The organism is Mycobacterium sp. 4858, assembly GCF_900240975.1.
Lineage (GTDB): Bacteria > Actinomycetota > Actinomycetes > Mycobacteriales > Mycobacteriaceae > Mycobacterium.
Map to the genome: position 1 here is coordinate 328,431 of NZ_LT968776.1, position 12,015 is coordinate 340,445.

Genomic DNA, 12,015 nt, shown 5'->3' on the forward strand with positions numbered 1-12,015 from the left:
CGGGTCCCGGACCCGAGTCGTCGGGTCTCGTCACCGCTGAATTTCGTAGTGCGGGTTGTAGATGGCCTTGGTGCCGTTCTCCAGCGTGCCCAGCCGGCCCCGCACCCGCAGCTTGCGGCCGGAGTCGATGCCGGGAATGCGGCGCTGCCCCAACCACACCAGCGTGACCGTGTCACTGCCGTCGAAAAGCTCGGCGCGCACACCGCCCGCACAACCCTTGCCGTTACATTCCACGCTGCGCAGCGTGCCGATCATCGTGACCTCTTGGCCACGCTCACAATCGATCGCCCGTTGCGCGCCGGTAAGGGCTACCTCGTCGGACAACTCTTCGGAGTCGCGTTGCTCCGGAGCCTCCGTCAATCGGCGGCTGAGCCGGCGCAGATATCCTTGGGCCCCCATGGCCCCTCCTGACAATGCTGATAAGCCTTGGCGCTTCCATTCATGCCAACGGACACCGTAGACCTCTTGGTTCCCCCACGCCAACCGAGTCAAACGTCGTGTTGGAGCGCGACTCAACGCCGGGGCACTATCTGGGGGTGGCTGTCGATCTGCGGGGTGTCACCGTCGTGTTGTTGCCCGGTACGGGCTCCGACGACGACTACATTCGCCGGGCATTTTCCGGTCCGTTGCGCGAGGTCGGCGCCGTGCTGGTTGCGCCGCCGCCCCACCCGGACCGGTTGATCGAGGGCTACGTGTCCGCGTTGGACGCCGCCGCGCGAACGGGCCCGATCGCCGTCGGCGGGGTGTCGATCGGCGCGGCGGTGGCGGTCGCCTGGGCACTGGCCCACGCTCACAAGGCGGTTGCCGTGCTGGCCGCGCTGCCGGCCTGGGCCGGGGCGCCGGACGCGGCGCCCGCCGCCCTCGCGGCACGCCATACCGCGTCGCAGCTGCGCGCCGAGGGACTGGGGACAACCACCGGCCAGATGCGGGCTTCCAGCCCGCCCTGGCTCGCCGACGAGCTGGCCCGGTCCTGGCGCGCACAGTGGCCCCAGCTGCCCGACGCCATGGACGAGGCCGCCGCCTACGTGGCGCCCAGCCGCGCGGAACTGGCCGGGCTGGCGGCCCCGCTGGCCGTGGCGGCCGCCGTCGACGACCCCATCCATCCGCTTGGGGTGGCTTCCGAGTGGGTCGACGCCGCGCCGCGCGCAGCCCTGCGGACGGTGACGCTGGAGCAGATCGGCTCCGACCCCGCCGCGCTGGGCGCGGCGTGCCTGGACGCGCTCGCCGAGGCGGGCTGAGCGGGTCAGCCGCCGGTGGTGCGCAGCTGCTGCATCGCCGAGCCCTCGGCGCTGCGGCGCGCCGCCGGCTCGTTGGCCCCTTCCTGCGCCGCGGCTTGTTGCGCCTGGGCCTGCTGGGCGGCCGCGGCTTCCCGCAATTGCTGCGCCATCGGCTCCGGCAGCTGCACGCTCAACGGCGTGCGGACGGGAAGCGGTGTGTCGCCGCGGCGAACCACGGTGTCGGCCAACGCGGCTCGCGCCTCCTGCTCGAGGGCTTCCATCGTCTCGTGCGGGCCGTTGATGACGCAGCGGATCATCCAGCGGTATCCGTCGACCCCGATGAAGCGCACCGCGCCGGAGGCGGAGCCGACGACCTCGCGGCCCCAGGGGCCGTCCTTGATGCTGACTTTGGCCGAGTCCTTGCGCAGCGACTCGGCGAGCTCGCCGGCGACTTCGCGCCAGAGGCCACCCGTCTTCGGCGCCGCGTAGGCGGCGATGGTGAAGCGGCCGTTGGGCGTGACCACCCACACGGCGCTGGGAACGCCCGTCTCGGTCAGTTCGACCTGCAGCTGGCCCGCCTCCGGCATGGGAATGAGGACCGACCCCAGGTCCAGGCGCGCGAGCTCGGCGACCGACGGGTCGTCGAAATCGTCGATGTCGAATGGGCCCTCGAGTTCTTCGATTTCGTCGGAGGCCTCGTCGCCGGGCGGCGTGATGTCGCCGCCCACCGGGGTCTCTTCGCTGTCGTCGTCGCGTGAACGATTACCGAACGCAGCCATCAGCGGCGCTCCTCCCCACTGCATCGTCGCCGGCGCGCATCACAGACTCGCATGTCCGCCGGAGGAACCGTGGCCACCATCGCCACGGGAGGTTTCGGCCAGGCCCGCCTCGTCGAACGACGACACCTCGACCAGCTCGACCAGCTCGACCCGCTGCACCAGCAGCTGGGCGATGCGGTCGCCGCGATGCACCACGATGGGCTCGGCCGGGTCCAGATTGATCAGGGCGACCTTGATCTCGCCGCGATACCCGGCGTCGATGGTGCCCGGACTGTTGACGATCGAAAGCCCAACGCGCGACGCCAATCCCGAACGCGGGTGCACCAGGCCGACCATCCCGAACGGAATCGCGACGGCCACGCCCGTGCGCACCAGCGCGCGCCGTCCCGGCTCCAGCTTGAGGTCTTCCGCGCTGTAGAGATCGACGCCCGCGTCGCCCTGGTGGGCGCGCGTGGGCAGTGGCAGCTCGGGATCGAGGCGAACGATGGCCAGACTGGTCGACACGGGGCCACAGATTACCCTTGACTGCGTGTCCGATACGCGCGTCGCGCCGCACAGTGTGCGATATCGCGAACGACTGTGGGTGCCGTGGTGGTGGTGGCCGCTGGGCTTCGGGCTGGCGGGGCTCATCGCTTTCGAAGTCAACATGGGTGTCGCCCCCGGGCCGTCCTGGCTGCCGTACGCCACCCTTTTCGCGGTGGCCGCCGGCACGCTGCTGTGGCTGGGCCGCATCGAGATCCGCGTGACCGCTGACCCGAACGTCCCGGGTGGGGTGGAACTGTGGGCCGGCGAGGCGCACCTCCCGGTCACCGCGATCGCCCGCTCCGCCGTGGTGGCCCCGTCGGCCAAGTCCGCGGCCCTGGGTCGCCAGCTCGACCCGGCGGCTTATGTGCTGCACCGGGCCTGGGTCGGGCCGATGATCCTGGTGGTGCTGGACGATCCTGACGACCCCACGCCGTACTGGCTGGTGAGCTGCCGCCATCCGGAGCGGGTGCTGTCGGCATTGCGAAGCTGACCGGCGTAAACGGTCAGGCCGCGCAGTCGGTACAGATCATCACGCCGTTCTTCTCGCTGGCCAGCCGGCTGCGGTGTTGCACCAGGAAACAGCTGGAGCAGGTGAACTCGTCAGCCTGCTTCGGGATGACGCGGACCGACAGTTCTTCCCCGGACAGGTCGGCGCCAGGCAACTCGAAAGACTCAGCGGTCTCGGATTCGTCGACGTCGACGACGGCCGAAGCCGCCTCGTTGCGTCGTGCTTTGAGCTCCTCGAGCGAGTCCTCCGAAACATCGTCGGTCTCGGTGCGCCGTGGAGCGTCGTAGTCGGTAGGCATACCTATTCCCCTGCCCTATTGCCTCTTCATGCCTCGTAATGTCAGGCATCGCTTTGTACCAGCGTCGAACGCATCCACCAAATGATTCGTGCCCGTATGACGGCCCGTTAATGTGTGATTTACGTCACACCACCATTGTGGGCCTTGCGTTCGCCTTTGAACAGTGCGTTTAGGGTGCGATTAGAGTGCACCTGTGGTCGCACAAATCACCGAGGGTACCGCCTTCGACAAGCACGGTCGGCCGTTCCGGCGCCGCAATCCCCGGCCCGCCATCGTCGTGGTGGTCTTCCTCGTCGTGGTGACTGCCGTGGTGTGGACGATCGCGTTGACCCGGCCGGCGAAGGTGCACGAGGTCGCGGTCTGCAATCCGCCGCCAAAGGCGACCGGATCGGCGCCGGCTCAGCTCGGTGAGCAGGTGTCCCGAAGCGCGATGATGGACGTCACGCCCGCCAAGCTCAGCGACACCAAGGTCCGCGTGCTCAACGCCAGCGGCCGCGGCGGCCAGGCCGGCGACGTGGCCGGCGCGATGAAGGACCTCGGGTTTGCGCAGCCGACCGCCGCCAACGATCCCCTCTACGCCGGCACCCGGCTCACCTGCCAGGGTCAGATCCGGTTCGGCACGGCCGGGCAGGCCACCGCGGCGGCGGTTTGGCTGGTGGCGCCGTGCATGGAGCTGTTCAACGACAACCGCGCCGACGACTCCGTCGACCTGGCGTTGGGGACGGACTTCACCGCGCTCGCCCACAACGACGACATCGATGCCGTGCTGGCCACCCTGCGCCCCGGCGCCGCCGAGCCGTCCGACCCCTCGCTGCTCACCAAGATCCACTCGAGCAGCTGCTGACGCAGCTCAGTCGAGAATCGGGTCGAGGCCGTCGATTTCGTCCAGGGCGGCCAGCAGCTCGTCGGCGATCCCCGGCGCGGCGGCCAGCACCAGGCCGGCGCCGTCGGTGCCGGGCGGCGGCAGGCAAACCCGGGCCCCCGCCTCGGCCGCGATCAGCGCGCCCGCGGCGCAATCCCATGGCTGCAGGCCGTGCTCGTAGAACGCGTCGAGCCGGCCCGCCGCGACCATGCACAGATCCAGGGCCGCCGAGCCGATGCGACGAACGTCGCGCACCATCGGCAGCAGCCGCGCCAACAAGTCGGCCTGCGCCGCCCGGCGCTGCCGTGCGTACCCGAAACCGGTGCCCAGCAACGCCATCGACAGGTCGTCCACCGTGGCGCACCGCAGCGGCCGTACCCCCTCCTGGTCGATGACGTGCGCGCCCAGTCCGGTCGCCGCCGAGTACACCCGCTCGCCCACGACGTCGGCGACCGCGCCCGCCACCGACACGCCGTCCACTTGGACACCGATCGACACCGCGTAGGCGGGAATGCCGTAGACGAAGTTCACCGTGCCGTCGATGGGGTCGAGCACCCAGGTGACCGCGTCCGCGGCCGTGCCCGCCGGGTCGGCCGGCCCCCCGCCCTCCTCACCCAGAATCGGGTCACCGGGCCGCAATTCGGCCAGCCGGTCCCGCAGCAGGCGCTCGGTCTCCGTGTCGACGACGGTCACCGGATCGGTGGGGGTGCTCTTCGACCACACCGCGCCGTCGCCCGAAAGCTTCGAACCCGCCGCGGCTCCGCCGAAGACCTCGGCCCGGCGGCGCCGGACGAACGCGGCGGCTTCCGTGGCCAACGTCTCGGCGACCGTGCGCAGCCGGGCGGGCTCGTCATCAACTCGGGTCACCGGTCTATCGCATCACAGCCGCCACGGCCCCGCAGATACCCCGTAGCCGCACCGGCGCCGGGCTAAGGTGGGCGCACAGCCCAAGTCACGCCCAGGAGCTTCGATGACCAGCACCGAGTCGACCACGGAAACGCCCGGCACCGGCGCCGCCGTCGGCACACCACAGCGTCGGGGATTCGGCATCGACGTCGGCGGCAGCGGCATCAAGGGCGGCATCGTCGACATGGACACCGGACAGTTGATCGGCGAACGGGTCAAGCTGTTGACCCCGCAGCCGGCGACGCCGGAGGCGGTCGCAAAGACCATCGCCGAGGTGGTCAACGCGTTCGGCTGGACCGGCCCGCTCGGCGTGACCTATCCCGGGGTGGTCACCCACGGCGTCGTCCAGACGGCCGCCAACGTCGACAAGTCGTGGATCGGCACCAACGCGCGTGACATCATCAGCGCCGAGCTGGACGGGCAGGACGTCACGGTGCTCAACGACGCCGACGCCGCGGGGCTGGCCGAGGAGCACTACGGGGCGGGCAGAAACCAGTCCGGCCTGGTCGTCTTGCTGACGTTCGGCACCGGGATCGGCTCCGCGGTCATCCACAACGGCACGCTGATACCCAACACCGAGTTCGGGCACCTGGAAGTCGGCGGCAAAGAAGCCGAGCTGCGGGCGGCGTCGTCGGTCAAAGAGAAGAACAACTGGAGCTACGAGAAGTGGGCCGCGCAGGTCACCCGGGTGCTGGTGGCCATCGAGAACGCGGTGTGGCCGGACCTGTTCATCGCCGGCGGCGGCATCAGCCGCAAGGCCGACAAGTGGCTACCGCTGCTCGAGAACCGGACCCCGGTGGTGGCTGCGGCCCTGCTCAACACGGCCGGGATAGTCGGCGCGGCGATGGCCTCCACCTCCGACGTGACCCACTGATTTTCCCCGGCAGAGCCGTTCGACCGCTCGCTGTCGTTACAATGGTCATCGGCGACCGCCCGAACGATAGCGTGCAAACACGAACGCTGATCCAACGCCGACATCGACATAGCAGACACTTTCGGTTCACCATGCCCATTACCCACCGAAGGTGAGCCCAAACGAAGGGGTGTAAGTGGCACCGACCAAGGCCAGCCCGGCAACCGACGCGCCGGTGAAACGGACCGCCACCAAGTCTCCGTCCTCCCCCGCCAAGCGCCCGGCGGCCAAGGCCGCCAACGGCACCGCCCCCGCCAAACGCGCCGCCAAGGCGCCGGCCCCCACCGCCACGCAACGAGAGCAAGGGTTGCGGGGGCTGGCCAGTAGTGACCAGAATGTTCACATGAGCGGAGTGGGAGACGCAAACGAAGGATACAGAAGTTTACGAGAGCGCCGCAGTGAAGCTGATCTCGATGATCAAAGAAAAGATCATGGAATTCAAGAAAAAGGAGTCCGTCTCGTGGGCTCGGATATGTGTATAAGAGAGGAGTCCGTCTCGTGGGCTCGGAGATGTGTATAAGAGACAGCCGCCAAATCATCCGAGGGCGACGCCGGCGCCGAGAAGAAGACTCGCGCCGCCAAGGCCCCGTCGGGCCGTGGGACCAAAGCCGCCAAGGCCGCCCCGGCGGATGCCGACGCGGAACTGGGGGTCGCCGAAGACCTGGACGACGTGGAGCTCGACGCGGAGCCGGGCGAGGATCTCGAGATCGACGCCGACCTGAGCCTGGACGACCTGGAAGACGACGTTGCCGCCGACGGCGAGGACGCCGAGGTCGAGCCGGCCGACTCGGACGACAGCGAGGAAGAGGGAACCGCCCCGGTCGCCCCGGCCGGCCCGGCCGCCACCGACGAGGACGAGGAGATCGCCGAGCCCTCCGAGAAGGACAAGGCGTCCGGCGATTTCGTCTGGGACGAAGACGAGTCCGAGGCGCTGCGTCAGGCACGCAAGGACGCCGAACTCACCGCGTCGGCAGACTCGGTTCGGGCCTACCTCAAGCAGATCGGCAAGGTGGCGCTGCTCAACGCCGAGGAAGAGGTCGAGCTGGCGAAGCGGATCGAGGCCGGCCTGTACGCCACGCAGCTGATGGCCGAGATGGCCGAGCGCGGCGACAAGCTGCCCGCCGCCCAGCGCCGCGACATGATGTGGATCTGCCGCGACGGCGACCGCGCGAAAAACCATCTGCTGGAAGCCAACCTGCGCCTCGTGGTGTCGCTGGCCAAGCGGTACACCGGCCGCGGGATGGCGTTCCTGGACCTCATCCAGGAAGGCAACCTGGGCCTGATCCGCGCGGTCGAGAAGTTCGACTACACCAAGGGCTACAAGTTCTCCACCTACGCGACGTGGTGGATCCGCCAGGCCATTACCCGCGCCATGGCCGACCAGGCCCGTACCATCCGCATCCCGGTGCACATGGTCGAGGTGATCAACAAGCTGGGCCGCATCCAGCGCGAGCTGCTGCAGGACCTGGGCCGCGAGCCCACGCCTGAAGAGCTGGCCAAGGAAATGGACATCACGCCCGAAAAGGTGCTGGAGATCCAGCAATACGCCCGCGAGCCGATCTCGCTGGACCAGACCATCGGCGACGAGGGCGACAGCCAGCTCGGTGACTTCATCGAGGACAGCGAGGCCGTGGTGGCCGTCGACGCGGTGTCGTTCACCCTGCTGCAGGACCAGCTGCAGTCGGTGCTGGAGACCCTTTCCGAGCGCGAAGCCGGCGTAGTACGGCTGCGCTTCGGCCTCACCGACGGCCAGCCACGCACCCTCGACGAGATCGGCCAGGTCTACGGCGTCACCCGCGAGCGCATCCGTCAGATCGAATCCAAGACGATGTCAAAGCTGCGCCACCCCAGCCGTTCCCAGGTGTTGCGCGACTATCTCGACTAAGGGGCCACAGCGGCTGTTACCCAAAGCCGTTGGTGCGCAAGCACATTCAATCTCCACGGAAAATCCGTCGCGCCGGCGGCGGCGCCGTCGTACCGTGACTCCCATGTCAGCCAACCGCACAGTGGTCTCGTCGGACTCCGAGTTCGAAACGGCCGTCGGCTATTCGCGCGCGGTCCGGGTCGGCCCACACGTGTGGGTGGCCGGAACGACCGGCGCCGGAGCGGCCGGAGATATCGCGTCGCAGACTCGAGATGCCCTGCAGCGCATCGAGGTTGCGCTCCATCAGGCGGGTGCGGCGCTCACCGATGTGGTGCGCACCCGCATCTACGTCACCGACATCTCCCGCTGGCGCGAGGTCGCCGCGGTCCATGCGCAGATCTTCGGAGACATCCGTCCCGCGGCGACCATGGTGGAGGTGTCCGCACTGATCGCACCAGGATTGCTGGTGGAGATCGAGGCCGACGCCTACGTGGAACCCCTCGCCGGCGGGAACATGCCGTCCGGTGCCGGGCGGTAATCGGTGACCCGAATCACAGCGTGCGTGGGCAGGGGGCCGTAGAGATGCGGGAACAGCATCGACTCGGGATCCGTTGAAAAGCCTGGTTCCGACCGCACCTCGGAGTCCAATCTGGCCGGATCGATGTGCAGCAGAACCAAATCACCGCGACCGCGAAAGAGCCGGTTGGCCGGCAGATGAACCTGCTCGGGCGTCGACAGATGGATGAACCGCCCGCCGCCGGACGCGTCGGGGCGAATCTCACCGCACGTGCGGGCACGGGACCACTCGTCGCGCCCGCACAGGTGTACCAGCAGGTCAGGAGCGAAAGTCACGAATGATCACTGTAGAGAGCACTACGAAACGAAACGTTTACAGCCCGTGAGAAACGACACACCCGATAACGATCGGGGAACAACGCGAAAACCCCATACGTCTGAGAGAGTGAATAAAAGCAAGAACGGAGAAGCCATGAATGCAACTCTGACCAGTCCCGAGCTAACCCGTGCGGACCGCTGCGATCGCTGCGGTGCCGCGGCTCGAGTCCGCGCCAAGCTGCCTTCTGGAGCCGAGCTTCTCTTCTGCCAGCATCACGCCAACGAGCACGAGGCCAAGCTGACCGAGCTGTCTGCCGTCCTGGAGGTCAGCGGAAGCTAGTTCCGCCAACTCACCCGTCACCAATGTGGGCGACGGGGGCAGTCTTCGGTAATGCTGGACGGGTATGAGCGATCAAGTCGCAAAACCGTCCCGCCATCACATCTGGCGACTCACCCTGAGGACCGTCTCGAAAAGCTGGGATGATTCCATCTTCTCCGAGTCGGCCCAGGCGGGTTTCTGGTCGGCGCTGTCGCTCCCGCCGCTGCTGCTCGGGATGCTGGGCAGCCTGGCCTACGTGGCGCCGCTGTTCGGCCCGGACACATTGACGTCGATCGAGAAGAGCGTCATCTCCGCGATCCGCAGCTTCTTCTCGCCCAGCGTCGTCAACGAGATCATCGAGCCGACCATCCGCGACGTCACCGCCAACGCCCGCGGCGAGGTGGTGTCGGTCGGCTTCCTCATCTCGATGTGGGCGGGATCATCGGCGATCTCGGCCTACGTCGACGCCGTGGTGGAGGCTCACGACCAGACTCCCCTGCGCCATCCCGTACGCCAGCGGCTCTTCGCACTGTTCATCTACATGGTGATGCTGGTGTTCGTGGTGGTTGCCGCGCCCGTGCTGGTGATCGGTCCGCGCAAGGTGAGCGAGCACATCCCGTACGACTTGGCCAACGTACTGCAGTACGGCTACTACCCGGCGCTGATCCTCGGGCTGCTGATCGGGGTCGTCATCTTGTACCGGGTGTCGCTGCCCGAACCGCTGCCGACGCACCGGCTGATCTACGGCGCGGTGCTTGCCACGGCGGTCTTCCTGATCGCCACCCTGGGCCTGCGGATCTACCTGCGGTGGATCACCAGCACCGGCTACACCTACGGCGCGCTGGCCACACCGATCGCGTTCCTGTTGTTCGCGTTCTTCGGTGGCTTCGCGGTGATGCTGGGCGCCGAACTCAACGCGGCGATCCAAGAGGAATTCCCGGCGCCCAAGACGCACGCGCACCGCCTGCGCAAGTGGCTCGAAGCCCGCCTGACCGTGTCGAAGCGTCCGACGGGTTCCCCGCCGGCGCCGGCACCCGCCGACAACGCGACGCTGTGACGGCCGGCCCAACCGGTGCGACCTAGCCCTTCTTCATCCGGTCGTAGATCCGCTTGCAGTCCGGGCAGACCGGCGATCCCGGCTTGGCCGCCTTGGTGACGGGAAACACCTCGCCGCACAGCGCCACCACATGGTTGCCCATAACCGCGCTCTCGGCGATCTTGTCCTTCTTCACGTAGTGGAAGTACTTCGGCGTATCGCTGCCGGTCCCGTCGTCGACGCGTTCGTCGGTCTCGGTGCGTTCGATCGTCTGGGTCTGCATGCCTCACATTGTGCCCCGTAACTCGCTCCTGCCGGAATCGGCCGGGTGTGGGAGAGTGGAGAAATGAAGCGCGAATCCGATCTGGGGTTCGACGATGAGGGCCGACCGGTGCTCATCACCGCCGCAGCACCCTCGTATGAAGAGCAGCACCGCGCGCGGGTCCGGAAATACCTGACCCTGATGGGCTTTCGGATCCCGGCCCTGATCCTGGCCGCGCTGGCATACGGCGCCTGGCACAACGGTCTGATCTCACTGGCGATCGTCGCCGTGTCGATCCCATTGCCATGGATGGCGGTCCTGATCGCCAACGACCGCCCGCCACGGCGCCCCGACGAACCTCGGCGGTTCGACGACGCCCGCCGACGCACCCCGCTGTTCCCCAGCGCCGAGCGGCCTGCGCTCGAGGCGCGCCCGCATCCGCACTCAAGCTGGCCCCCGGGACCGCACGGCTGGGAATAGTCCGCACTTCTTAGGACATTCTCAGGTCGACGGGACATTTGTGCACGTCAAGACGTGTGAGATGGGATAGGGCTGGGAACTCTCAGGGCTGATCTGTCGTTGAACTCAATGACAGTACAAGCCGAACGGGAGGTCGCTATGGCGAACGCCAGCACGAGCAGATTTGATGGCGATCTGGATGCTCAAAGCCCCGCCGCGGACCTCGTGCGCGTATATCTCAATGGCATCGGTAAGACGGCGCTGCTGAATGCAGCGGGCGAAGTTGAACTGGCCAAGCGCATCGAGGCCGGGCTCTACGCCGAGCATCTGCTCGAAACTCGTAAGCGCCTCGGCGAGAACCGCCGACGCGACCTCGAGGCCGTGGTGCGCGACGGTGAGGCCGCGCGCCGTCACCTGCTGGAAGCCAACCTGCGTCTGGTGGTGTCGCTGGCCAAGCGCTACACCGGTCGCGGGATGCCGCTGCTGGACCTGATCCAGGAGGGCAACCTGGGCCTGATCCGTGCGATGGAAAAGTTCGATTACACAAAGGGTTTCAAGTTCTCCACCTATGCCACGTGGTGGATCCGCCAGGCCATCACCCGCGGCATGGCCGACCAGAGCCGGACTATCCGGCTGCCGGTGCACCTGGTCGAGCAGGTGAACAAGCTGGCACGGATCAAGCGGGAGATGCACCAGAACCTGGGCCGCGAGGCCACCGACGAGGAGCTAGCGGCCGAATCCGGGATCCCGGTCGAGAAGATCAACGACCTGCTCGAGCACAGCCGCGACCCGGTAAGCCTGGACATGCCCGTCGGCTCCGAGGAAGAAGCCCCGCTGGGTGACTTCATCGAGGACGCCGAGGCGATGTCCGCCGAGAACGCGGTGATCGCCGAGCTGCTGCACACCGACATCCGCAGCGTGCTCGCCACTCTCGACGAGCGTGAGCACCAGGTGATCCGGCTGCGCTTCGGCCTGGACGACGGCCAGCCGCGCACGCTGGACCAGATCGGCAAGCTCTTCGGCCTCTCGCGTGAGCGGGTCCGGCAAATCGAGCGGGACGTAATGTCCAAACTCCGCCACGGCGAGCGCGCCGACCGGCTACGGTCGTACGCAAGCTAAGACTCCAGGTAGATCCCGGCGACCCGCGGCGCCCGGCTAACGCCGCGCTTGCGATCGCCGCCCGAACTAGTAACAAGACGGTATGCCCGCCGCGGACGCGGCGGGCATACTGCT

Annotated in this window: 16 protein-coding genes and 1 pseudogene; 10 read left to right on the forward strand and 7 right to left on the reverse strand. The window is 67.8% G+C overall.

Features of this window, described 5'->3' with window-relative positions:
• Positions 1-30: 30 nt before the first annotated feature.
• The gene (locus C1737_RS09780; protein WP_067927359.1) at positions 31-399 is read right to left on the reverse strand and encodes an OB-fold nucleic acid binding domain-containing protein; all 369 of its coding nucleotides are present in this window, start codon (positions 397-399) and stop codon (positions 31-33) included.
• A 137-nt stretch (positions 400-536) separates the two neighbouring features.
• Here C1737_RS09780 and C1737_RS09785 point away from each other — a divergent pair, with 137 nt between their 5' ends.
• Entirely contained in the window at positions 537-1,238 is a 702-nt protein-coding gene (locus tag C1737_RS09785) for a hypothetical protein (RefSeq protein WP_102417971.1), read from the forward strand.
• Positions 1,239-1,243: 5 nt separating this feature from the next.
• Here C1737_RS09785 and C1737_RS09790 read toward each other — a convergent pair whose 3' ends face one another.
• Both C1737_RS09790 and dut read right to left on the reverse strand, forming a co-directional pair.
• On the reverse strand, positions 1,244-1,996 hold the full coding sequence (locus C1737_RS09790) for a DUF3710 domain-containing protein (protein WP_102417972.1): 753 nt from the start codon (positions 1,994-1,996) through the stop codon (positions 1,244-1,246).
• 39 nt (positions 1,997-2,035) lie between these two features.
• The gene (dut, locus tag C1737_RS09795) at positions 2,036-2,500 is read right to left on the reverse strand and encodes a dUTP diphosphatase (RefSeq protein ID WP_067927364.1); all 465 of its coding nucleotides are present in this window, start codon (positions 2,498-2,500) and stop codon (positions 2,036-2,038) included.
• A gap of 25 nt (positions 2,501-2,525) precedes the next feature.
• On the opposite strand from dut, the gene C1737_RS09800 reads away from it, so the two are divergent.
• Complete coding sequence (locus tag C1737_RS09800) at positions 2,526-3,011, forward strand: DUF3093 domain-containing protein (protein WP_067927366.1); 486 nt, start codon at positions 2,526-2,528, stop codon at positions 3,009-3,011.
• A 13-nt stretch (positions 3,012-3,024) separates the two neighbouring features.
• Here C1737_RS09800 and C1737_RS09805 read toward each other — a convergent pair whose 3' ends face one another.
• Positions 3,025-3,327 carry a DUF4193 domain-containing protein gene (locus tag C1737_RS09805; protein ID WP_067115263.1) on the reverse strand — a complete coding sequence of 101 codons (303 nt, stop codon included), beginning with the start codon at positions 3,325-3,327 and terminating at the stop codon, positions 3,025-3,027.
• A gap of 193 nt (positions 3,328-3,520) precedes the next feature.
• Between C1737_RS09805 and cei the strand changes: the two genes are divergently transcribed.
• Positions 3,521-4,171 carry an envelope integrity protein Cei gene (gene cei / locus C1737_RS09810; protein WP_067927369.1) on the forward strand — a complete coding sequence of 217 codons (651 nt, stop codon included), beginning with the start codon at positions 3,521-3,523 and terminating at the stop codon, positions 4,169-4,171.
• Between the two features lie 6 nt (positions 4,172-4,177).
• Here cei and C1737_RS09815 read toward each other — a convergent pair whose 3' ends face one another.
• Positions 4,178-5,056: an inositol monophosphatase family protein gene (locus C1737_RS09815; RefSeq protein ID WP_067927371.1), complete on the reverse strand. Its 879-nt coding sequence runs from the start codon at positions 5,054-5,056 to the stop codon at positions 4,178-4,180.
• A gap of 103 nt (positions 5,057-5,159) precedes the next feature.
• Here C1737_RS09815 and ppgK point away from each other — a divergent pair, with 103 nt between their 5' ends.
• The 3 genes and pseudogenes from ppgK (at position 5,160) to C1737_RS09835 (ending at position 8,410) form a co-directional block, all read left to right on the forward strand.
• Entirely contained in the window at positions 5,160-5,969 is an 810-nt protein-coding gene (gene ppgK, locus C1737_RS09820) for a polyphosphate--glucose phosphotransferase (RefSeq protein ID WP_068095821.1), read from the forward strand.
• Positions 5,970-6,534: 565 nt separating this feature from the next.
• Positions 6,535-7,893: pseudogene (locus C1737_RS09830) on the forward strand (RNA polymerase sigma factor); the annotation flags it as partial.
• Between the two features lie 103 nt (positions 7,894-7,996).
• On the forward strand, positions 7,997-8,410 hold the full coding sequence (locus C1737_RS09835; protein ID WP_068095819.1) for a RidA family protein: 414 nt from the start codon (positions 7,997-7,999) through the stop codon (positions 8,408-8,410).
• Here C1737_RS09835 and C1737_RS09840 read toward each other — a convergent pair.
• Positions 8,359-8,724, reverse strand: coding sequence for a DUF952 domain-containing protein (locus C1737_RS09840; protein ID WP_102417974.1), 366 nt, complete (start codon positions 8,722-8,724; stop codon positions 8,359-8,361). The genes C1737_RS09835 and C1737_RS09840 overlap by 52 nt on opposite strands.
• Positions 8,725-8,860: 136 nt before the next feature.
• Here C1737_RS09840 and C1737_RS09845 point away from each other — a divergent pair, with 136 nt between their 5' ends.
• Together C1737_RS09845 and C1737_RS09850 are read left to right on the forward strand one after the other, a co-directional pair.
• Positions 8,861-9,046 carry a hypothetical protein gene (locus tag C1737_RS09845; RefSeq protein WP_082945686.1) on the forward strand — a complete coding sequence of 62 codons (186 nt, stop codon included), beginning with the start codon at positions 8,861-8,863 and terminating at the stop codon, positions 9,044-9,046.
• Positions 9,047-9,110: 64 nt separating this feature from the next.
• Complete coding sequence (locus C1737_RS09850; RefSeq protein ID WP_068095812.1) at positions 9,111-10,082, forward strand: YihY/virulence factor BrkB family protein; 972 nt, start codon at positions 9,111-9,113, stop codon at positions 10,080-10,082.
• A gap of 22 nt (positions 10,083-10,104) precedes the next feature.
• Here C1737_RS09850 and C1737_RS09855 read toward each other — a convergent pair whose 3' ends face one another.
• Entirely contained in the window at positions 10,105-10,344 is a 240-nt protein-coding gene (locus C1737_RS09855) for a DUF3039 domain-containing protein (RefSeq protein WP_067924016.1), read from the reverse strand.
• Positions 10,345-10,389: 45 nt separating this feature from the next.
• On the opposite strand from C1737_RS09855, the gene C1737_RS09860 reads away from it, so the two are divergent.
• Positions 10,390-10,803, forward strand: a complete 414-nt coding sequence (locus tag C1737_RS09860; RefSeq protein ID WP_369804416.1) for a DUF3099 domain-containing protein — start codon at positions 10,390-10,392, stop codon at positions 10,801-10,803.
• Positions 10,804-10,911: 108 nt separating this feature from the next.
• Positions 10,912-11,901 carry a sigma-70 family RNA polymerase sigma factor SigB gene (sigB, locus tag C1737_RS09865; protein ID WP_067924022.1) on the forward strand — a complete coding sequence of 330 codons (990 nt, stop codon included), beginning with the start codon at positions 10,912-10,914 and terminating at the stop codon, positions 11,899-11,901.
• The last annotated feature ends 114 nt before the right edge of the window (positions 11,902-12,015 follow it).

Bases quoted from the DNA above. Each gene is read 5' to 3' on its own strand.
- C1737_RS09850 (WP_068095812.1), top strand. From the start codon at position 9,111: ATGAGCGATCAAGTCGCAAAACCGTCCCGCCATCACATCTGGCGACTC.
- C1737_RS09790 (WP_102417972.1), bottom strand. From the start codon at position 1,996: ATGGCTGCGTTCGGTAATCGTTCACGCGACGACGACAGCGAAGAGACC.
- sigB (WP_067924022.1), top strand. From the start codon at position 10,912: ATGACAGTACAAGCCGAACGGGAGGTCGCTATGGCGAACGCCAGCACG.
- C1737_RS09780 (WP_067927359.1), bottom strand. From the start codon at position 399: ATGGGGGCCCAAGGATATCTGCGCCGGCTCAGCCGCCGATTGACGGAG.
- C1737_RS09835 (WP_068095819.1), top strand. From the start codon at position 7,997: ATGTCAGCCAACCGCACAGTGGTCTCGTCGGACTCCGAGTTCGAAACG.
- C1737_RS09855 (WP_067924016.1), bottom strand. From the start codon at position 10,344: ATGCAGACCCAGACGATCGAACGCACCGAGACCGACGAACGCGTCGAC.
- C1737_RS09805 (WP_067115263.1), bottom strand. From the start codon at position 3,327: ATGCCTACCGACTACGACGCTCCACGGCGCACCGAGACCGACGATGTT.
- C1737_RS09845 (WP_082945686.1), top strand. From the start codon at position 8,861: ATGAATGCAACTCTGACCAGTCCCGAGCTAACCCGTGCGGACCGCTGC.
- ppgK (WP_068095821.1), top strand. From the start codon at position 5,160: ATGACCAGCACCGAGTCGACCACGGAAACGCCCGGCACCGGCGCCGCC.